Here is a 20,816-nt window from a genome sequence, read left to right as displayed (position 1 = left end):
CCCGATCTCCGGCTAGGACTACTCGTTCACTGATGCGGCGGACGGCTGCACGGTCACCGAATCCTGGACCGACCACCGCCCACGTATCCTGAAGACGCTGTTCCGCCCCGTCTTCGGCAACCGCACTCCACGAAACGCCGACGGCATCCACACCACGCTGACTCGCCTGAAGTCGGCCGCCGAGGCATCACCTCGCGTTTGAGCGGAGGGTTGCCGGGTCGTCGCCGGTTTGGAGCTGGGGACGGCTTGTTGGTAATCTGTCTCTTCGCGCGCCCACGGGTGGTTTCAGTCGTGCGCCGCACCATCTTCCGTAATGACCGCACACACCTGATCGAGGCTCTGCTCCGTGGCGAACATCAAGTCCCAGATCAAGCGCAACCGCCAGAACGAGGCTGCGCGACTTCGCAACAAGTCCGTGAAGTCGACCCTCAAGACGGCTGTTCGTCGCTTCCACGAGGCCGTCGAGGCCGGCGAGGCCGAGAAGGCCAACGAGACCGCCCGCAAGGCCGGCCGCCTGCTCGACAAGGCCGTCAGCAAGGGCGTCATCCACGCCAACCAGGCCGCCAACCGCAAGTCAGCCATCTTCAAGAAGGCCGCCTCCCTCTAGCAGCCCGGGTCCCCCGACCCCAAACGATCGGCCCGTCCCCAAGACCGGCCGATCGTTTACGCATGCCCAAAACCCTGACGAGCAGCCACCAACCCACCGGCGTAGAAGCTGGTAGCTGGGTGGGTAGTGCAGGGTCAGCGGCGGCCGTGGGAGCGGGTGACTGTTAGGACCATCCGTTCGAGGGCGTAGCCGGCGTCGCCGGAGGCGCCTTTGACGTCGGCGTCGGCCTGGGCGACCGCCTTGATCGCCGCAGCGAGACCGCCCGGGGTCCACCCCCGCGCCTGCTGCTTCAGCTGCTTCAGCTTCCACGGCGGTACGCCGACCTCGCGCGCCAGATCCGCGTCCCGCATCCCGCTCGCCGCGCTCGCGTACTTCGCCAGCCCGCGCAACCCACCCGCCATCGCGCTCGTCACCAGCACCGGCGCGACCCCGCAGTCCAGCGCCCACCGCAACTGCTCCAGCGCCGGCTCGGTCCGCCCCGCGATCGCGGCATCCGCCACCGCGAAGCTCGTCACCTCCGCACGACCACCGAAGTACTGCCCGATGAGCTGAGCAGTCACCGCCTGCCCACCGGAATCCGACACCAACTGCGAACACGCCCCCGCCAACGCCCGCAGATCATGTCCGACCGCATCGACCAGCGCCGATGCCGCGCCTTCGTCCACAGACCCGCCGAGCAACCGGATCTCCCCGGCCACGAACTGCGGCAACTCCCACGCCTTCGGCGCCGTCGCGACCACCTCGTTGACGGATGCCTTCCGCAACTTGTCGAGGACTGCCTTACCCTTCTGCCCACCGGAGTGCACGAGCACCACGAGTACGTCGTCCGCCGAGGCACCGGCGTACTCGATCAGATGTGGCGCCATCTCGCTCGGCAGGTTCTCCAGCGCGCGCAGCACCAGCACCCGTTCGGTCGCGAACAGCGATGGCCCGGTCAGCTCCGCGAACACACCGATGTCGAGCGCCGACGCCTCGAGCTCCGTCACCTCCACGTCCGCACTGGTCTTCGAGACCGCCGCGATCGCCGACCGCACCGCCCGATCCGCCAGGAACGACTCGGTCCCGGTCACCAGCAGGACATCACCGAGCTTCGGCGCAGAACCTTTACGAGCAGCCACGACGCCAAGCATCCCACGCCCTCCGGACAATCTCGGTGCGCGCCTTGAACAAACCGGCAAGGATGACGCCATGACCGTCGACGCCTTGGTAGTTGTGGACGTACAGACCGCGTTCGTCTCCGGTCCTGACCCGGTGCCAGGCGCCGCTCAGCTTGTCGAACGGATCGGCGAACTGCTCGACCGCGCACGAGCAGCGAACGCGATCGTCGTACACCTGCAGAACGACGGCCCACCCGGCGCCGACGACGAGCCCGGTACGCCTGGTTGGGAGTTGTACCTGCCTGTGAAGCCCGGCCCGCGGGAACACGTGATCCGCAAACCGCGCGACGACGGCTTCGACGCCACTCCGCTCGGGGAGGTACTGGTGTCCGCCGGCGTGCGGTCGCTGGCGATCTGCGGGTTGATGTCGGAGATGTGCGTGCATGCCACGGCCAAGACCGCACTGGCCCGCGGCTACCGCGTCGTACTCCCGTACGACGCTCACGGCACCTACGACATCCCCGCCGTACCTGGCGTGTCAGAAGCAATCCCAGCTCACATCGCCTCCCGCGTAGCCGCCTGGTCCCTCGGCAACCAACCCGCCAACACAATCCCCACCTCAAGCGTCACCTTCTAGCCCACACCACCCACCCTCGGACAGGCAGACACCACCCGCTCCAGCCCCACCACCCAGCCCAAACCCCCCCACCCCGGCCAGCCGGACACCGCCCGCCCAAGCCCACCACCCAGCCCACACACCACACCCGCCCTGGGACAGCCAGGCAGAACCCGTCCAAGCCTCACCACCTGGCCGACACACCACCCGCCCTCGGACAGCCAGGAACAACCTCGCTCAAACCCCGCCACCCAGCCCACACCACCCGCCCCCGAACAGCCAGACACAACCCGCCCAAGCCTCACCAGCCGGCCGACACATCACACCCGCCCCCGGACAGCCAGGAACAAACCTGCTCAAACACCCCACCCCGCCCACACACCACCCGCCCTCGAACAGCCAGACACAACCCGCCAAGCCCCACCACCCAGCCCACACACCGCCCGCCCCCGACCATCAGGGAAAACTCGCCCAAGCCACACCACCTGGCCGACGCACCTCTGGGTGTGGGGTAGTGCAGCGGGTCTCGAACCTCACCTGCTAGCCCACCACCTCCTCGGCTCGGGTCGTGAGGGAGAGGTGGTTGTTGGTGTTGGTGATCACGAGGGCTCCGCTGACGTTGGTGGTGGCAGTTCGGACGGTGTCGTGGGACAACAGGTCGAGCGTCCGCGGGGCCGGGTGGCCGTAGTCGTTGTCGCGGCCCGCGGAGATGACAGCCAGGCGCGCGTTCGCCGCTGCGATGAACGCGGGATCCTGTTGGGCGGATCCGTGGTGTGGCACCTTCAGCACATCGGCGTGCAGATCGACACCGGTCGCCAGCACGGCCCGCTGCGACTCGGGCTCCAGGTCTCCGGTGAGCAGGATCCGCAGGCCGGCGACTTCGACCATCATCGCGATGCTGGCGTTGTTCTCCGGCGATCCCTCGTCCGTAGACGTCGCCGACGACGTACCCGGCGGAGGCAGCGCCGGTACGGTCGCCGGCCACAACGTCGTCCAACTCACCTGCCCAACAGCCCGCTGTTCGTGAAACGCGACCGTACGCACCGGCACCCGATGTTGCGCCGCGAGCTCAACCACCCGCGCGTACTCTGCCCGCGGCGAGAAGTACGGCGTCACTTCGATCTCACCCACCTTCCTCCCGTTCAGGACCCCGGCGAGCCCGCCGACGTGATCCGCGTGGAAATGACTCAGTACGACCACCGGGATGTACTTCACCCCCAGCTCTTTGAGACACCGATCCATCGCCGCCGGATCCGGCCCGGTGTCGACCACAACCGCCGTACCGTCGCCCGCCCGCAACACCAACCCGTCGCCCTGCCCGACGTCACACACCACGAACACCCAGTCGCCCGGTGGCCACCCGAACGACCCGACGGGCCGCAGTACGACGACCGCCAGCGCAACCACCGCGAGAACCATCGCGATCGGGCGGGCCAGGATGCGGTGCAGGCCGACGACCAGCGCGATGCACATCAACGTCAGTACTGCGACGCCGATCACCGTTGCGGGCCAGGCGTTCGCCGCACCGGGCAGGTCGGCGCCTTCGCGAGCGACCAGGATGATCCAGCGCGCAGGCCACCCAGCAATCCAACCGACGAACTGCGCCAGTCCCGTACTCACCAACGCGGCCCCAGCCGCGACGAACCCGAGGATTGTCGTCGGGCCAACTGTTGGACCTGCCAACAGATTGGCAGCAACGGCGACCAGCGACACTTGACCCGAGAGCCACGCGACGATCGGCGTACACGCAAGCTGAGCCGCGAGCGGGCACGAGATCGCGTCCGCCAGCCACCGCGGAAGCCAACGCGCCAAGGCATCCCGCCAGTCTGGTCCGAGCAGCACGATCCCAGCAGTCGCGAGCACCGACAACGCGAACCCGGCCGAGCGCGCGAGCGACGTGTCGAGCAGCAGCAGGACGATCACCGCAACCGACAGACTGCGTACGGCGCGACGCTGCCCTCCTCCGCTTGTCATGGCGGCCAAGGCGATCAGACCCATCGCAGCCGCACGCAGCACACTCGGCTGCGGTCGGGCGAGTACGACGAACACGACGACAGTCAGCACACCGACCACGGTCAAACCGCGTGCGCGTACGCCGATCCCGCGCGCCAGCGGGAGCACGAACGCGAGCAGCAGCGTCAGGTTCGTACCGGACACCGCGGACAGATGTGTAAGCCCTGTGGTGCGGAAGTCCGCGTTCAAGTCGGCCGAGACACCGGAGACGTCACCCATCACCAGCGCCGGTACGAGTCCGCGTACGTCTTCAGGCTCGTGAGCCACCGATTCCCGAAGCCCGGCCCGCACACGCTCGGCCGCCCGCAACCACCACGGCGGCTCGTCCACTGCCCGCGGCGGCGAACGCGTCGACAGCATCGCACCAACCTCACCACCAGAATCAGCCCGATCAAGCCTCCCGTTCGCCTCGATGTGCTGGCCGTACCTGACTGTCTGCCACTTCGCGTTCCCGATCACGAGCACCGGGGTACGCACGCGCACTGTCCCTGTTCGCTGGCTGCGCACCTCCTCAATCGTTGCCCTCACCACCACATACGGCGGCCGCCGACTCGCAGTGCTCTGCCGCAACGACGGATCCCCATCAATCCGCAACCGCACCCCCACGTTCGCGGCCTCCCCCGCCAACCCATACACAGGCCCCGCCCTTACCCCAGCCACCTGCAAACCCGCCGCAACCCCCAATCCCCCGACCACCACCAACACCCCCACCACAACCCACCGACCCCGACGGCCCCCACTTGACCCACCACGGCGGCCACCCTGATCACCAGTGGCGCGAACCTCACGCCGACCACGAACCCCACGCCACCACCCACTACGAGCCCGACCCGACGCCCGCCAGCACGCCGAATCCGCCGACTCGGAAGGCGTCGGGCGGTTTCGACGTACGAGCCGGAGGCTGAGGACTGCGGCTACTGCGAGCGCCACTGCACCGACCACGGCGCCGACCCTCGGTGCCTGGCCTACCAGGAGTGCTGCCGCGAACCAGCCAGCTGCGGCTGGGGCGAGTAATCGCAGGTCTGTGGGCTCGGCTTCGGTTGGTTCCTCCGCGGGACCGTCTGCCGGGTCGTCCCCTGGGGCGAGTAAGCCTAGGTCTGTGGGCTCGGCTTCGGTTGGTTCCTCCGCGGGACCGTCTGCCGGGTCGTCCCCTGGGGCGAGTAAGCCTAGGTCTGTGGGCTCGGCTTCGGTCGGGTCCCCCGCGGGACCGCCTGCCCAGTCGCCCGCCGGACCGTCTGCCGGGTCGTCCGCGGGATCGCGTGCCGAGTCGTCCGCTGGGGCGAGTAAGCCAATGTCTGTGTGCTCAGCTTCGGTCGGGTCCCCCGCGGGACCGCCTGCAGAGTCGTCCGGGCGACCGCCTGCAGAGTCGTCCGCGGGAGCGCCTGCCGAGTGGTCTGCGGGATCGGCTCCGGGGGCGTTTGGTAGTGCAGGGTTGAGGTCGGGGGTCGGGTCCGGTTCGGGGGCGGGGTCAGAGGGTGACATGGGATTTGAGGGAGTCGAACTTTTTGGGGCCTACGCCGGGGACCTCCTGGAGTTGGTCGATGGTGGTGAAGGGGCCGTTCTGGGTGCGGTAGTCGAGGATGCGTTGGGCTAGCACTGGGCCTACACCGGGGAGGGCGTCCAGTTGGTCGAGGGTGGCGGTGTTGAGGTTCACGGGGGTGTTGGGGGCGGTGGTCGGCGTGGGCTGGGTTGATGGTGGAGGTGGGTTTGGGGGTGGGGGCTGGTTGGGTTGGCCGACGATGATTTGTTCGCCGTCCGTTACTTGGCGGGCGAGGTTGAGGGTGGTCAGGTCGACGCCGCGGAGTGCGCCGCCGGCCAGGGTGAGGACGTCGGCTACGCGGGAGCCGAGCGGGGCGCGGACGAGACCGGGGCGCCGTACCTTGCCGGCTACGTAGACGACTACGAGCTGCTGGTTCGGTGGGGTTCCGGTGCCTGGTGGTTGGTTGAGGCCGGGCTGCTGCGTCTGGTTAGCGCCTGTTGGGTTTGGGATGGGCTGGGTTTGGCTGGTGCCGGGCTGCGTTGGTGCGGCTGAAGGTTGGCCTGTGGTCGGGCATGGCTGTGCCGTTGTGGGGGCGGGCTGACTTGGGCAGGGTTGGCTGACCGGGCTGCCTGTCGATGCTGTGGTGGGGCGGGCCTCGGGGATCGGAGTCGGGCGGGCGCGGAGGAAGCTCCAGGTCGCCCAGGTGAGGCCGATTGCCAGAATCGCCAGGAGCACGACGATGTGGCGAGGCGTAAGAGTCCATCGAGCATCACGAAGCCGATCGACGAACAGGTCACGCTGACTCTGATCCAGCTCATTTCGCTCCGGCCGCTCGCGTGGCTGGCGGTCAGGTCGCTCACGGTGGTGGCGGTCGAGTTGCTCGCGATGGTGCAGTTCCGGAAGCTCGCGTGTGTGGCGATCGCGCTGGTGCCGCTCCGGGTGCTCGCGTAGGTCACGGGCGGGCTCGTGGGGCTGCGGGCGCTCGCTGGGGTGGGCGTCGGGCTGCTCGCGCTGGCGCCGTACCGGGAGGTCGCCTAGGTCACCGCCGGGCAGGTGCAGCTCCGGGCGCTCGCTGGGGTGGGCGTCGGGCTGCTCGCGCTGGCGCCGTACCGGGTGGTCGCCTAGGTCACCGCCGGGCTGGTGGAGCTGCGGATGCTCGCGTGCGTCAGTGGCTTGGTGGTGTGGCTGGGGTGGTTGGCGGTCAGGGTGTTCGTGGTCGGGGTGCTTGGGTGGGTTGGGGGGTTGGTGGGGGGTCCATCCTCCGCGCACCTCTTCACGCTCCTCCTGGTCGGGGTGGTCGTTGGGGGTGTGGAGGTCAGCGTGCGTGGGCGGCCGGACGGCGAGGCGGGCGAGGGCTCGGGCTCGGGCGTCCGGGGGCGGGGGGTCGGTACGGCGGAAGACCTTCACGCCTAGGGAAAGTACGAGTTCTCAGCACGCTCGGACGCGCGAGTTGAAACCTGTGGAGGACGTCGCGCCGGAGATCCGGAGTCCGGTGCGGTGATCCGCGTGGGAGCAGGCGTGGGCCAGCGCGAAACGGTGCCTTGGTCGGGACTGGGAACAAGCAATGGTGTCTGGGGAGTGGCTATTGCCTGTCTCCAGACACCAGCGCCTGTTCCCACCCTCGCCGTTGGCCGGCGCGGGAAGGGTGCCAAGGCGGCGCGTCCGCCCGAGGACGGAGACGGGATGACTCGGCGCGGGTGGCAGGCACGCAGCGCGGAAGGTTGACCTGACTCGGCGCGAGAGGTAGGCGGGCAGCGCCCGGCACGCAGAGTGATGCGGGTGCGCGCGGGCGCGAGGCGCGGGCGAGGCGGGAAACACGAGGCGGGAGGCGGGTGGCACGAGGTGAGCGGGGAGGCGGAAGGGTGGAGAGGTGTGGCGGGCCGGGGGCGGGGAGGTGGGCGGGAGGTTGGGGTGGGGTTAGAGGGGGCTTACTACTACGGCTAGGAGGCCGGGGCCTACGTGGGCTCCTATTACGGCGCCTACTTCTCGGAGGACTATCGACTTGGTTTGGGGGAGGCGGGTGGTGAGGGTGTCGGCTAGGGTTTGGGCTTTTTCCAGGTTGGAGAGGTGGTGGACTGCTAGTTCTACGGGGGTGTCGCCGGCTCTTTGGATGGCTATGTCGGCCAGGCGGGCGATGGCTCGGGTCGAGGTGCGGACCTTTTCCAGGGGGACGATTCGGCCGCCGTTGATGGTGAGCAGGGGCTTGACGGCCAGGGCGGTGCCGAAGAGAGCCTGGGCGGCGCCGATTCGGCCGCCTCGGCGGAGGTATTCGAGGGTGTCGACGTAGAAGTACGACGAGATCGTCTTCATCCGGGCTCGGGCTGCGGCTTCGACGGCCGGGGCGTCCTCTCCGGCGGCAGCTGCGGCGGCGGCGGCAAGGGCCGGGAAACCGAGGCCCATGCCGAGTGAGCGGGAGTCGACGACCCGGACCGGGATCGGGGACTCCTTGGCGCCGATCATCGCGGCTTCGAAGGTGCCGGACATGTCCCCGGAGAGGTGGATCGAGACCACTGCCTCCGCGCCGTCCTCGGCGCACTGGGCGTACGTGTCGGCGAAGGTCTGTGGCGCCGGCCGGCTGGTGGAGACCGGTGTGAACGTCTTCAGCGCCTCCGCGACCGCGTCCGCGGAGGTGGCGCCGTCGTCGTACGACGTACCGCCGATCACCACCTGCAGCGGTACGACGGTGAGCGGGAGGCGGAGGAGCTCGTGCGTGGACAGACCGGCCGTGGAGTCGGTGACGACCTGCACGCGGGCTGCCATGCAGCGAGGTTACCGGACGGTTTATCTCCAGGCGCAGTGTCGAAGTCCACAAAGATCAGAGCGACAGCGAGGTGAAGGCCACCCCTCCCGGGGCCTTCACCTCGCTCTGGAACTCTGCCGGGCTCCTGACGTCCCCTGTGCGTCAACAGCCCGGCTCGTTCGGCTGACTCCCCCTGGTTGTCAGCTGACGTCGCTGGGGCCTCGGCGAGCTACTCCCCGTATCCGGTTCCGTACGAACCGGCCTGACCGCGAGCTCGCCGAGGTCCCGGGAGGTCCCAGCGGCCGGCCCGCCGGCGGGAGACCAAGCCCGCCCCGCGCCGGCCGGGCGGTGACACTCGTCCCCTGTGTCGTGTGCCTGGCCCTGTGCTGGAACCCCGCCCCGGAAGCAGTGCGAGTAAGCACCGCGCCCGGTACAGGCAGGACAGATCCACACGCGACAGCACCCGGAGCTCTCGGCAGCCGGTCGGCGCCCCCACCAACCAGCCACCGGAGGCCCTCCGCGTCGCCTTCGCCGGGCCATGCGGTCCGGCGCTGTGCCATGGCCTCTTCATGGTGCACCGCCTTTCCCGCCGCTTTCCGGCGTCGGACTCTGCTTCGTGGAACCTGCCCTACGGCTGTAATTCTTGGCCGCAGCGCCATGTCAGGACGAGGCAGAACTACCGGCAGTTACCCGGCAGCTTCGGCGGTTCCGCGTCAGGAAAGCGCGGCGAGTACGTCGTTGGCCAGCCGCTGCACGGCGGCCGCCGGATCAGGCTGCGGCCACCCGTCGGAGGCCGTGGCGCTCTGGCACGACTCCTGCAGCACGGCCCATGCCGTCGGCAGCATCGGCGGGTCCATCGTGCGCTGCCACGACAGGAGATCCCCACAGATCGCATCCCCGGCCTCGGAGCGCCCGAGAGCGTGCAGCACCGCCACGGGTTCCGGCAGTACTTCGAGCAGGTACACGACCCGCCCTTCGAGCAGGAGCCGGTTCAGCGCGTCCAGTACGGCCAGACGGGCCTGCTCCACCTCACCGGCTGCACGGGCCAGCCGTGACCGGTAGAGCATCACCAGGTAGTCGAAGTACCCACGGTGGCCGCGGATGTCCGCGTCGGCCTGGTCGAGCAGTTCGCGCGCTTCGTCGTACTGGCCGTCGTGGAACTCGACCATGGCGAGGCAGCCGGCGACCTTCGTACGCTCCGGGTCGTCGGAGGCCTGGCTGTCCCGGGCGAGCAAGGCCCAATGACGGGCGCCGGCCAGGTTCCCCAGCTCCAGATCGACCCGGCTGAGCGCCATGTACGCGATCTCGTCCGGGTAGACGCCCGGGTTCACCAGGGCGGCCTCCCAAGCGAGCAGCAGCTCACGCGCTTCCTCCAAACGACCCCAACGAAGCAGAGCGAGCCCACAGGTCGCCTGTACCGTCGCTGACCGCTGCAGATCGCCGTGCTTGCGTGCGTCCTCAACGAGCGCCGGGATCTCGGCCAGGCTCTGCGTATCGAGCAGGTGCGAGCCCGATGACACCCAGCCGCCCCGAGCGACCAGGCCCATCTCCGTCTCTCCAGGGATGAGCTTGCGCGCCTCTTCGTAATGCCGTCGAGCACCGTGGATGTCACCGGTCAGACTGGACAGCCGCCCGGCGATCGCGAGCAGCCGTCCGCTCGTCTCCTCGTCGGAGACGTTGGAAGCGCACAACGTCGCCCAACGGATCCCGCTCTCGGCCACGCTCGCCTGGTACTGCCAGGCGATCCGGAACCCGAGCACGATGCGCGCCGCCGCGTCCCACTCCCCCAGCTCCGCGGCCCGCTCCAGCGCCACCTCGAAGAGTGCCGAGTTCGCATGCGCTGCCCGGTACCGCCGATCGCGGTCCGGCGACGACCACGCGCCCTCCAGCCCGGACACGTACGTCGTACACCACTCGACGGCCCGGTCGCGGAACTCGGTCAGGTCGTCCCCCTGCGACGACAACCCTCCGTACGCGTGCTCCCGGATCGTCTCCAGCAGCTTGTACCGCGCGCCGTAGAGCTGCTCGAACTCGTGAACCGGCTGCAGCAGCGACTTCTCCACCAGTTCGGCCAGCAGCATCGGTACGTCGAGCTCGTGGATCGGCGTACCCGTACAGACTCCCGCCACGGCCTCCAGCGTGAACGGCGATCCGAGCACCGACGTCCGGTACAGCAACTGCCGCGCCGGGTCCGACAGCCCGTCGACGCTCCATGCGATCGTGTCGGCCAGCGTGCGCTGATGGGGTGCACCGAAGCGCCGCGGGCCGGACAGCAACCGGAAGCGGTCGTCCAGCGCGGCCAGGATCGTCTCCACCGACAACGACCCGGCCCGCGCGGCCGCCAACTCCAGCGCGAGTGGCAGCCCGTCCAGCCGCCGGCAGAGCCGCGCAACCGTCGGCGCGTTCGCAGGGGTCAGCTCGAAGTCCGGACGCACGCGCGTCACCCGCCGGGTGAACATCTCCACCGCCGGCGACGCCGCGATCTCCTCGAAGTCCTCGTCGTTCGCCGGTACGCCGAGCACCTGCACGCGGCGTACCACTTCGTCCGGCAGCCCGAGCGGGATCCGCGACGTGACCAGCACGCCGATACCCGGGAAGCTCCGCACCATCCGGTTCGCGACCTTGGCGACACCGTCGAGCACGTGTTCCGCGTTGTCCTCGACGATGACCAGGTCGCCAGGACGGCGGCCGGACAGTACGTCGTCGAGGTCCGACGTACCGGGGGCGGTTCCGAATGCGTCGAGGATGGCCGACGGTACGGCGGCATCGCGCTGCACGGTGGTCAGGTCGACGACCACGACCGTGGTGTCCGCGCCGGAGAACCGGTCCGCGGCGGCCAGCGCCAGCTCCGTCTTCCCGACGCCGCCGGGGCCCACGAGCGTGACGAGCCGGTTCTGCCGCAGCAGCCCCTCGAGCTCGTGCAGGTCCTGCTCACGCCCGACCAGCCCGTCCGGGATCGGACGCGTACCGCGCCAGCGCAGACCGGTCGGAGCCGCGACCGCCACCGAGACGGTCGGTGCGGTCGGAGCAACGGGACGCCCGTGCCCCGCGGCCCGCAGGAACTCGGCCACGTCCTGGAGTCCCAGAGCGGAGGCGAGCAGCCGGACCGAGTCCTTCCGCGGGCGCGCGACCCGGCCGGCCTCCATCTCCCGGATCGAGCGCACACTCAGCCCGGCCCGGTCGGCCAGCTCCTCCTGGGAAAGGCCTGCCTGGACCCTCGAGTCGAGCAACAGTTCGGCGAAAACCCGCCGCCCGTCCGCCCGGCCATCCCTGTCCGACACAGCCCGTCACCCCTCTGAAGGCCTCACGTACCTGACACAACATAGCGTGATCGGTACGCGGTCAGCGGGGTTGCCCGGCGTGCGGGCTGCGGTCTGGGTCACCCGGGAATCAGCCGATTGAATTCCTGCGCGTTCAGAAATACGTCTTTCAAGCAGTCGCGCGAACCGGACGGGATTCGTTTTCTGCCGCGTACAGGGAAAGCACGTCGGTCCAGTCGTCGAGCCGCGCGTGGGTGTCGGCGCGGCCGGTGTCGGCATTCAGCAAACTGCCGTCGGAAATGCCCCGGGTGGCGCGAACCAGGAGCTCAACGGTGACGTCGCGCAGGGTGTCCAGGGCAGCCATGGGGTAATTCAAGCGGAGCCGTGTTTCGCAAACGTAACGTGGTGGGCAACATCACGATAAGTCACCAAAATACCTTGCCGCCAGTTACCCGGTGGTCCATTAACCCGGTAGCCAGGAAAGCCGGACCTGGCGCCGCGGATTGTCGACGTTCGTGTCGACCAGGCAGATCGACTGCCAGGTTCCGAGCATCATCCGGCCCTCGAGCACCGGGATGCTGGCGAACGGAGGTACGAACGCGGGCAGGACGTGATCGCGTCCGTGCCCCGGCGTTCCGTGCCGATGCCGCCAGCCGAAGTCGCGCGGCAGCACCTGCTCGAGCACCGCGAGCAGGTCGGCGTCGCTGCCGGCTCCGGTCTCGAGGATGGCGATCCCGGCGGTCGCGTGCGGTACGAACAGGTGGAGCAGTCCGTCGCCCTGGGCCTGGTGGGCCTCGGCGGCAACGAACTGCTCACACCTGCTGGTCAGGTCGAAGACGACCTCGGAACCACCGGTCTCGACGTCGATCAGCTCGGAGTACATCTGAGCAGACTAGTCCGAGTCAGGCGGGAACGATGTTGACCAACTTCGGCGCCCGCACGATCACCTTGCGGGTGCCACGACCGTCCAGCGCCTTCTGGATCGCCTCGGAGGTCAGCGCCAACTGCTCCAGGTCGGCGTCGCTGATGTCCGGTGCTACCTCCAGCCGGTCCTTCACCTTGCCGGCCACCTGGACCACACACGTCACGGTGTCCTGGACCAGCAGCGCCTGGTCGACCTTCGGCCAGCCGACCTTGGCCACGGTGGGCTGGTGGCCCAGCTCCTCCCACATCTCCTCGGCCGTGTACGGCGCGACCAGGCTCAGCAGGATCGCCACCGTCTCGACCGCCTCACGGACCGCCGGGTCGGCCGCGCCGGGTCCGGCGTCGATCGCCTTCCGGGTCGCGTTCACCAGCTCCATGATCCGGGCGACCATCACGTTGAACCGGTGCGAGTCGATCAGCTCGGCCGCGTCGGCCACCGTCCGGTGGGTCAGCTTGCGCAGTTCCCGGTCACCCGTCGACGGGTCGGTGCCGGCCGGCGACTCGACCGCGCCGGCCAGCCGCCAGGCGCGCTGCAGGAACTTCAGCGAACCACCCGGCGACATGTCGGCCCAGTCGATGTCGTCCGACGGCGGGCCGGCGAACACCATCGTCAGCCGGACCGCGTCGACGCCGTACTCGTCGATCATGTCGCCCAGGTTCACGCCGTTGCCCAGGGACTTGCTCATCGCCTTGCCCTGGTTGATGACCTGGCCCTGGTTCAGCAGCCGGGTGAACGGCTCGGTGACCTTCAGCATGCCCATGTCGTACAGCGCCTTGACGAAGAACCGCGAGTACAGCAGGTGCAGTACGGCGTGCTCCTTGCCGCCGACGTACTGGTACACCGACATCCAGCGGTCGGCCACCTCCTGGTCGTACGGGCCGTCGGTGTACTCCGGCGACAGGTAACGCAGGAAGTACCAGGAGGAGTCGACGAACGTGTCCATCGTGTCGGTGTCGCGCTCGGCCCGGCCGCCGCACTTCGGGCAGTCGACCTCGACCCAGTCACGGGCCGCGGCCAGCGGGGACACGCCCTTCGGCCGCAGGTCGGCGCCGCGCAGGTCGGGCAGCTCCATCGGCAGCTGGTCGTCCGGTACCGGCACCTCGCCGCAGGACGGGCAGTGGATGATCGGGATCGGGCAGCCCCAGTACCGCTGGCGGCTCAGCAGCCAGTCGCGCAGCCGGTAGTTGATCGTGCGCTCGCCCAGCCCCTTGCTCTCCAGCCAGTCGATGATCCGCGACTTCGCCTCGGCGACCTCCAGCCCGTCCAGGCTGATCTCGTCGTTCGAGCTGTTGATCGCCGGTCCGTCACCGGTGAACGCCTTGCCGTCGAAGTCCGCCGGGGGCTGCACGGTCCGCACGATCGGCAGCTCGTACTTCTCCGCGAACTCGTAGTCGCGGGTGTCCTGCGCCGGGACAGCCATGATCGCGCCGGTGCCGTAGTCGGCCAGCACGTAGTCGGCCGCCCAGATCGGGATCCGCTGCCCGGTCACCGGGTTGATCGCGTACGAGCCCAGGAAGACGCCGGTCTTCTCGCGCTCGGTGCTCTGCCGCTCGATCTCGGTGGTGGCCTTGACCTTGGTCAGGTACTCGTCGAAGGCGGTCTGCTGCTCCGGCGTGACCAGCTCGGCGGCCAGCTTCGCGTCCGGTGCGACCACCATGAAGGTGGCGCCGAACAGCGTGTCCGGGCGAGTGGTGAAGACCCGGATCGGCTCCTCGCGGCCCTCGACCTGGAAGTCGGCGAAGGCCCCCTCGGAGCGGCCGATCCAGTTCCGCTGCATCAGCAGGATCTCTTCCGGCCACTGCAGTTGGTCCATGTCGTCCAGCAGGCGCTGCGCGTACTCGGTGGTCTTGAAGTACCACTGGGTCAGCTCGCGCTTGGTGACCTCCCAGCCGCAGCGCTCACACCGTCCCTGGACGACCTGCTCGTTGGCCAGCACGGTCTGGTCGTTGGGGCACCAGTTGACGTACGACGCCTTGCGGTAGGCCAGGCCGCGCTCGTACAGCCGCAGGAACAGCCACTGCGTCCAGCGGTAGTACTCCGGGTCGGAGGTGTGCAGCCGGCGCGACCAGTCGAAGCTCAGCGCGTACCGCCGGATCGACTCCGCCTGGGTCTCGATGTTGGCGTACGTGTACGTCGCGGGGTGCTCGTTGCGCTTGATCGCGGCGTTCTCCGCGGGCAGGCCGAAGGAGTCCCAGCCGATCGGGTTCAGGACGTCGTACCCCTGCTGGAACCAGTACCGCGCCAGGACGTCGTGCAGCGCGAACACCTCGGCGTGACCCATGTGCAGGTCGCCGGACGGGTAAGAGAACATCGTGAGCGCGTAGCGACGCTCCGCCGAGCCGTCGTCCTTGGCCTTGAACGGGTCCAGCTTCTCCCACACCGGACGCCACTTGGCCTGCATGGCGTTGAAGTCGTAGCCGCCCCTGTCGATCTGGGCGTCCTCTACCTGCTCGCTCACGGTCCTACTCCTGCTTCGTGGTCTTGTTGAGCCTAAATCTGCCAGAAATGAAAAATCCCCTCACACAGGAGGGGGTGCCGTACCGACCCGGCGCTCAGATTGCGCCTGGATGCCAGTACGGCTACGTAAGGAGCAGGCTCACTCGCATGACGTCAGGGTACCACTAGAGGAACTCTGTACCGCCGGTGCGGCGGTGGTCACCTGGTGTGCGGCGGTACATCCGCTTGAAGGCCGTGGAGAAGGGGCGGACGTCTGAGTAGCCGCAGGCTTTCGCTACGTCGGTGATGGTGAGGGTGTGGTCCAGGAGGAGCTGGGCGGCCAGTTCGAGTCTCAGGCGTCTGAGTGTGGACATGATGGAGTCACCGGTCTGCTGGGTGAAGAGGCGTTCTGCGTGGCGCTCCGAGAGGTGGGCTGCGGCGGCTACGTCTCTCACGGTGATAGGGCGGGAGAGGTTGTCGCGGAGGTGCCTTTGCATGGCCGCTACTACTAGGGGTCCTCGGTCTCGACGTACTGGTTCAACGGCCAGGTCCTCGTCCAGGGCGAATGCCCGTGCCGTCTCCATCACGAGCGTGGAGCCCAGAGCTGCCAGAGCAGTTTCGTAGCCGGAGACCGGAGCTGCAGCTTCTCTCGCCAGCGCTGTCACGAGGGCCGGCAGCGCACCTGTTCTGCTGGACATGACAGGGCCACCAGTGCGTGTCAGCCCGGACCACCATCCGGGCTCGTCTTTACTTGGCCGGAAGGTGAAGCCCCAGAACGCGATCCCGAGGGGTTCAGCGCGCGAGGACTCGATCTCGTGTACGTCACCCGGTCGCGCGAGGAAGACCGAGCCCGGCACCACGTCGTACTGCTCTGCGCCGTTGTTGAAGCGCCCCTCCCCCGAGTACGCCAGGCAGACCTCGTGGAAGGAGTGGCTGTGCCAGTAGTTGCGCCAGTACTCCGGCTGGTAGTGGCCCCAGCTGACGAAGTCCGCGCGAAAGCCGTCGACCTCGCAGGACTCCAGCAGTCCCGCGAGGTCGACGAACCGGTCAGCACTGCCTACCTCGGCCAGCGTCAAACGGCACTCCTGCCAGTGGGGTCGACTCCTCGCAGCATCATGCCCTGGCCGAGCGACCAGTCGTGGGTCTTCACCGTCGGCGGGTCCGCCGGGTCGCGGTACTGGATCAGCCAGGTGGTCCGGGCCTCGTCACTGGTGTTCACGCCGGACCCGTGCACGGTCAGGTACGTGAAGAACAGGACGTCGCCCGCCTCGGCCGGCTGCGGTGTCGCCTCGTCGAAGGCCGGCTCGAGCAGGTGGTACGACCCTTCGGCCTCATGATCCCGCGGTCCGGACTTGTGGCTGCCCGGGACCACCCGTACGCAGCCCTTCTCGACCGGCGCGTCGTCGAAGTGGAAGATCGCCGCCCCGACCCGGTGGTACGTGTGCGGGAAGAACGGGTGGTCCTGGTGCAGCGGGAACGGCGAACCGTTCTCCGGCGGCTTCACGAACAGCTTGGTGTGGTGCAGCTGGACGTTGTCGACTCCCATCACCGCGGCGGCCACGTCGGTGAACCGTGGGTCCACCAGCAGCTTCGCGAACTCCGCGTCGTAGAACTGTGCGTCGTGCAGATGCTGGAGCTTGGTGGGTGCGTCCGCCATGTCGCGAGCAGCCCCCCACGTGGGGTCGTCGGAGCGGTTCAGCCGGGCCAGCAGGTCGTGACTGCGCTGCCGGTAGTACGCCGCTTCTTCCTTGCTGAGCAGGCCTTTCACCAACACGAAGCCGTCGGCCGCGTACTGCTCGGCGAGCGACGACAGCTCGGGCCGCTCGGATGTGATCGTCATCTCGGAGTACCTCCTGATCGGGTACTTCGAGCCTACGAACGCCGGCGTCCCGGCGGGAGGACCCGACCGGACGCCGATGTTCGTCAAACGGACATGCTCAGTCCTCGTCCGGTACCACGATCGGCCGCAGCCGGGCCCACAGCACGAACAGTGCCGCGAACACCAGCATCCCGATCCCGCCCCAGAGGTTGATGTTGATCCCGGCCGCCTTCTCGACCTCGGCCTTGCTGCCGGTGATCCCGAGGACGGTCAGGACCACGCCGTAGATACCGACCAGCAGTGCGATCACCACGCGGATGTCGAAGGCTCCGGCCTTCTTCTGCTTCGCCATGAAGAGCTCCTAGTCAGCGGAAGATGATGTTCAGGGCGATGGTCATCGCCAGCGAGATCCCGGCCAGCAGGACCGGCTTGCGGTACCAGCCGCCGTCGCCGGCCACCGCGACCTCGGTGCGCTGTTCCTTCGGGGTCAGCGAGTACACCAGGCCGACCAGCTCGGTGTCGCGCTTCGGGACCGTCACCAGGCTGACCAGCACGCTGATCAGGATGTCGACCACGAACGCCGCACCGGCGCCGACGAAGCTGGCGCCCTGGCCTGGCAGGTTGATCACACCGTTCTCGGACAGCACGAACACCAGGATCGCGGTCGCCGTACCGCTGACCAGACCGATCCAGCCGGCCGCCGCGGTCATCCGCTTCCAGAACATACCGAGGATGAACGTCGCGAACAGCGGTGCATTGAAGAACGAGAACAGCTGCTGGAGGTAGTCCATCAGGTTGCTGTAGCCGGAGGCGATCGCGGCGGTGCCGATCGCGATCAGCGTACCGATCACGGTCACCCAGCGACCGGTTCGAAGGTAGAAGTCGTCCGGGCGATCCTTGATCACGTACCGCTCGATGATGTCGTACGACATGACCGTGTTGAACGAGCTGAGGTTGGCCGCCATACCGGCCATGAACGACGCCAGCAGACCGGTGATCGCGAGGCCGAGCATGCCGTTCGGCAGCAGGTCGCGCATCAGCAGCAGGAGCGCGTCGTTGTAGTCGACCTCGCCCTTGCCGGAGGCCTTGAACTGGGCCAGCTCCGGCACGACCACGGCGGCGATGATGCCGGGGATGATCACGATGAACGGAATAAACATCTTCGGGAACGAGCCGATGATCGGGGTCCGCCGGGCCGCCGACATGTTCTTCGACGCCATCGCGCGCTGGACCTCGACGAAGTTCGTCGTCCAGTACCCGAACGAGAGCACGAAGCCGAGGCCGAACACGATCCCGATCACCGACAGGAAGCTGTTGTGGAAGCCGCTCAGCGCGTTGCCCGGCCAGGCCGACATCTGCTCACCACCGCCCGGCGCCGCGGTCACCTTGTCGACGAGTCCGTGCCAGCCGCCGACCTTGTGCAGGCCGATCAGCGTGAGCGGCAGCAGCGCGGCGACGATCACGAAGAACTGCAGCACCTCGTTGTAGATCGCAGCGGACAGCCCGCCGAGTGTGATGTAGCTGAGCACGATCAAGGCGGCGACGATCACCGACACCCAGATCGGCCAGCCGAGCAGTACGTTCACGATGGTCGCCAGCAGGAACAGGTTCACGCCCGCGATCAGTACCTGCGCCAGTGCGAAGCTGATCGCGTTCACCAGGTGCGCGGGCTTCCCGAACCGGCGGAGCATGAACTCCGGCACGCTGCGGACCTTCGAGCCGTAGTAGAACGGCATCATCACGACGCCGAGGAACAGCATCGCCGGGACTGCGCCGATCCAGAAGTAGTGCACGGTCGGCATGCCGTACTGCGCCCCGTTGGCGGACATGCCCATGATCTCGATCGCGCCGAGGTTGGCCGAGATGAACGCCAGCCCGGTCACCCAGGCGGGCAGGGAGCGCCCGGACAGGAAGAAGTCCAGGCTGTTCGACACCGCCCGTCTGGCCAGGTACCCGATGCCCAGCACGAAGACGAAGTACAGCGCGATGATGATGTAGTCGATCGCCGTGGCATCCAGTCTGAGGATGGATTGTTGCGGGAGCATCGGCCCTCCGGATCGCCTCTGAGTGACAGCTCGTGTTGTTACCGCTCAGGAACGTTACTCCTTCTTTCAACTAGCTGAGAGGCGACCCGGCGGTACGCCGATCTCCACCTGGATCTCCACCCCTGGTCTGTCCTCACGCAGTGCTGTGCGGACCTACCGTCCGTGACATGAGCTTCGGAACCTTGCCCAACGCACTCGTCGTGATCGCCGTCGTGGTCGCCGTCGTCGCCCGGCGGCTGTCCTGGTCCGAGCTGGACAACTCCAACGCCGACGTGTGGCGCGGCCCGGTCGTGCTGATCGGGATCGGCATCTACCAGCTGTACGCCGACCACGTGCACCTGAGCGCCGCCGACGTGACCCTGCTGGTGATCGGTGCGGGCGTGGCGCTGGTCGCCGGGGTCGCCAGCGGCCGGGTCGCCCAGGTGGAGCGACGCGCCGGGAAGGTGTTCTACCGGCTCGGTCTGCCCGGGCTGGGCATCATGGTGGCCTACCTGGTCATCCGGCTCGGTCTGGCGGGCGTCGGCCACCTGCTCGGCGTACCGGTCGCCGAGGGCGGTGCGCTGCTGGTCTCGCTCGGTGCGAACCTGTTGACGCAGTCGATGATCATCCAGGGCAAGGCGAGCCGCATGGCGGAGGAGTACACCCACCAGTGAAGCTGAAGGCGCTGCTGCCGCCCCGTCCGCACGGAGAGAGCGGCTGGGTCGGCCGCGTGCTCACCGCCGGCGTCGCGATCGCCGTACTGGCGACCGCGTGTCCCGCGGACAGCTGGGTCTGGGTAGTGCTCGGTGTGACCTTCGCCGTGTTCCTGGCAGGCTCTATGCTGATGGCTGCCCGGCCGTACGTCGCCTTCGCGTTGCTGTCGGCTGTTGCGGTCAGCAATGCGCTGATCGCCGGGTACCCCCAGTCCAACGCTCTCGTCCTCGTACTGGTTGCCATCACCGACATCGCGGTGATCGACTTCCAGAAGCACGGGAACCGGCCGATCGTTGCTGCTGGCATCGGAGTGGCCGTGGCGTACGCAGGTTCCGCCTGGCTGTTCGGGCAGTCGGACAGCTGGTACTTCACCCAGTTGCTGTGGACCGCCGTACTGGTCGCGTTCGGGCTGAACCGGCGGCAGTACGAGGTGCAGGCACGACAGACCGAGCAGTTGCTGGAGCAGACCCAGCTCGCCCAGAGCGAGCATGCGCGTGCTGCGGCGCTGGAGGAGCGCGGGCGGATCGCCCGCGACCTCCACGACGTACTGGCGCATTCGCTGGGAGCGCTGAGCGTTCAGCTCGAGGTGGCGGAGGCCCTGCTCGAGGAGCGTGGCGACACGGCCGGGGCGCTTGAACGGGTACGTCGTTCGCGCAGGCTCGCCGTACAAGGGCTGACTGAGGCACGTGACGCGGTGGCCGCGCTACGGGCGGGCGAGGTACCTGAGCTTCCAGCAGCGTTGGCTGCGCTCGCAGAGCAGCACACCGCGGATCACGGGACCGCTGTGCGATTGACTGTCACCGGCCGGCGCAAGTTGGAGTCAGGGGTCACCGTCGCGCTGCTCGGTGCGGCTCGCGAGGCGTTGACGAATGCGGCCAAGCACGCCCCTGGTCAGACTGTCGACCTTCGGCTTGTCTACGACGATGGCGTCCGGGTGTCGGTGCGGAACAAGGGCATCACGAGCGGCGAAGGCTTCGGCCTGGCGGGGATGCGGGAGCGGTTGGCCTTGGTGGGCGGGACGTTGACGGCCGGCCCGGACCCCAGTAGTCCGGACGACTGGTTGGTGGTGGCAGAGGTTGAGTGAC

At 68.2% G+C, this 20,816-nt stretch carries 17 protein-coding genes and 1 pseudogene; 5 read left to right on the top strand and 13 right to left on the bottom strand.

Features of this window, described 5'->3' with window-relative positions; translation table 11 throughout:
* Window positions 1-346: 346 nt before the first annotated feature.
* Window positions 347-607 (top strand): 30S ribosomal protein S20, encoded by a 261-nt coding sequence (rpsT, locus tag FB475_RS26990; protein ID WP_141859325.1) that lies wholly within the window; start codon window positions 347-349, stop codon window positions 605-607.
* Between the two features lie 134 nt (window positions 608-741).
* On the opposite strand, the gene holA is transcribed toward rpsT, so the two are convergent.
* Window positions 742-1,725, bottom strand: a complete 984-nt coding sequence (gene holA / locus FB475_RS26985) for a DNA polymerase III subunit delta (protein ID WP_141859324.1) — start codon at window positions 1,723-1,725, stop codon at window positions 742-744.
* A gap of 70 nt (window positions 1,726-1,795) precedes the next feature.
* Between holA and FB475_RS26980 the strand changes: the two genes are divergently transcribed.
* Window positions 1,796-2,341, top strand: coding sequence for an isochorismatase family protein (locus FB475_RS26980; RefSeq protein WP_141859323.1), 546 nt, complete (start codon window positions 1,796-1,798; stop codon window positions 2,339-2,341).
* A gap of 519 nt (window positions 2,342-2,860) precedes the next feature.
* Here FB475_RS26980 and FB475_RS26975 read toward each other — a convergent pair.
* The 3 genes and pseudogenes from FB475_RS26975 to FB475_RS37830 form a co-directional block, all read right to left on the bottom strand.
* Entirely contained in the window at window positions 2,861-4,810 is a 1,950-nt protein-coding gene (locus tag FB475_RS26975; protein ID WP_238332433.1) for a ComEC/Rec2 family competence protein, read from the bottom strand.
* Window positions 4,811-5,801: 991 nt separating this feature from the next.
* The gene (locus tag FB475_RS37840; RefSeq protein WP_238332432.1) at window positions 5,802-5,987 is read right to left on the bottom strand and encodes a ComEA family DNA-binding protein; all 186 of its coding nucleotides are present in this window, start codon (window positions 5,985-5,987) and stop codon (window positions 5,802-5,804) included.
* 144 nt (window positions 5,988-6,131) lie between these two features.
* A pseudogene (locus FB475_RS37830) lies at window positions 6,132-6,548 on the bottom strand (SLBB domain-containing protein); the annotation flags it as partial.
* A gap of 6 nt (window positions 6,549-6,554) precedes the next feature.
* Here FB475_RS37830 and FB475_RS36965 point away from each other — a divergent pair.
* Window positions 6,555-6,764, top strand: coding sequence for a hypothetical protein (locus tag FB475_RS36965; protein ID WP_185759475.1), 210 nt, complete (start codon window positions 6,555-6,557; stop codon window positions 6,762-6,764).
* A 966-nt stretch (window positions 6,765-7,730) separates the two neighbouring features.
* Here FB475_RS36965 and FB475_RS26965 read toward each other — a convergent pair.
* The 9 genes from FB475_RS26965 to FB475_RS26925 all read right to left on the bottom strand — a co-directional run bounded on the left by FB475_RS26965 (window position 7,731) and on the right by FB475_RS26925 (window position 19,038).
* Entirely contained in the window at window positions 7,731-8,573 is an 843-nt protein-coding gene (locus FB475_RS26965; protein WP_141859321.1) for a DegV family protein, read from the bottom strand.
* A gap of 693 nt (window positions 8,574-9,266) precedes the next feature.
* On the bottom strand, window positions 9,267-11,834 hold the full coding sequence (locus tag FB475_RS26960) for an ATP-binding protein (RefSeq protein ID WP_141859320.1): 2,568 nt from the start codon (window positions 11,832-11,834) through the stop codon (window positions 9,267-9,269).
* Between the two features lie 148 nt (window positions 11,835-11,982).
* Window positions 11,983-12,177 carry a hypothetical protein gene (locus tag FB475_RS26955; RefSeq protein ID WP_141859319.1) on the bottom strand — a complete coding sequence of 65 codons (195 nt, stop codon included), beginning with the start codon at window positions 12,175-12,177 and terminating at the stop codon, window positions 11,983-11,985.
* A gap of 99 nt (window positions 12,178-12,276) precedes the next feature.
* Window positions 12,277-12,696, bottom strand: a complete 420-nt coding sequence (locus tag FB475_RS26950; RefSeq protein WP_141859318.1) for a YjbQ family protein — start codon at window positions 12,694-12,696, stop codon at window positions 12,277-12,279.
* 19 nt (window positions 12,697-12,715) lie between these two features.
* Window positions 12,716-15,196, bottom strand: a complete 2,481-nt coding sequence (gene leuS / locus FB475_RS26945) for a leucine--tRNA ligase (protein WP_272952102.1) — start codon at window positions 15,194-15,196, stop codon at window positions 12,716-12,718.
* A gap of 163 nt (window positions 15,197-15,359) precedes the next feature.
* Window positions 15,360-16,250 (bottom strand): helix-turn-helix domain-containing protein, encoded by an 891-nt coding sequence (locus tag FB475_RS26940; protein ID WP_141859317.1) that lies wholly within the window; start codon window positions 16,248-16,250, stop codon window positions 15,360-15,362.
* Entirely contained in the window at window positions 16,247-17,014 is a 768-nt protein-coding gene (locus FB475_RS26935) for a phytanoyl-CoA dioxygenase family protein (RefSeq protein ID WP_141859316.1), read from the bottom strand. Before FB475_RS26935 ends, FB475_RS26940 begins: the two co-directional genes overlap by 4 nt.
* A 97-nt stretch (window positions 17,015-17,111) precedes the next feature.
* A complete protein-coding gene (locus FB475_RS26930; protein ID WP_141859315.1) occupies window positions 17,112-17,345 on the bottom strand; it encodes a hypothetical protein in 234 nt (77 codons plus the stop codon).
* 13 nt (window positions 17,346-17,358) lie between these two features.
* The gene (locus tag FB475_RS26925) at window positions 17,359-19,038 is read right to left on the bottom strand and encodes a sodium:solute symporter family protein (RefSeq protein ID WP_141859314.1); all 1,680 of its coding nucleotides are present in this window, start codon (window positions 19,036-19,038) and stop codon (window positions 17,359-17,361) included.
* Window positions 19,039-19,205: 167 nt separating this feature from the next.
* On the opposite strand from FB475_RS26925, the gene FB475_RS26920 reads away from it, so the two are divergent.
* Window positions 19,206-19,691, top strand: a complete 486-nt coding sequence (locus FB475_RS26920) for a hypothetical protein (protein ID WP_141859313.1) — start codon at window positions 19,206-19,208, stop codon at window positions 19,689-19,691.
* Complete coding sequence (locus FB475_RS26915) at window positions 19,688-20,815, top strand: sensor histidine kinase (protein WP_202878518.1); 1,128 nt, start codon at window positions 19,688-19,690, stop codon at window positions 20,813-20,815. The genes FB475_RS26920 and FB475_RS26915 overlap by 4 nt, the downstream gene beginning before the upstream one ends.
* Window position 20,816 lies beyond the last annotated feature (1 nt).

Source organism: Kribbella jejuensis (assembly GCF_006715085.1).
GTDB lineage: Bacteria > Actinomycetota > Actinomycetes > Propionibacteriales > Kribbellaceae > Kribbella > Kribbella jejuensis.
This window is presented reverse-complemented; position numbering and strand designations above follow the sequence as displayed.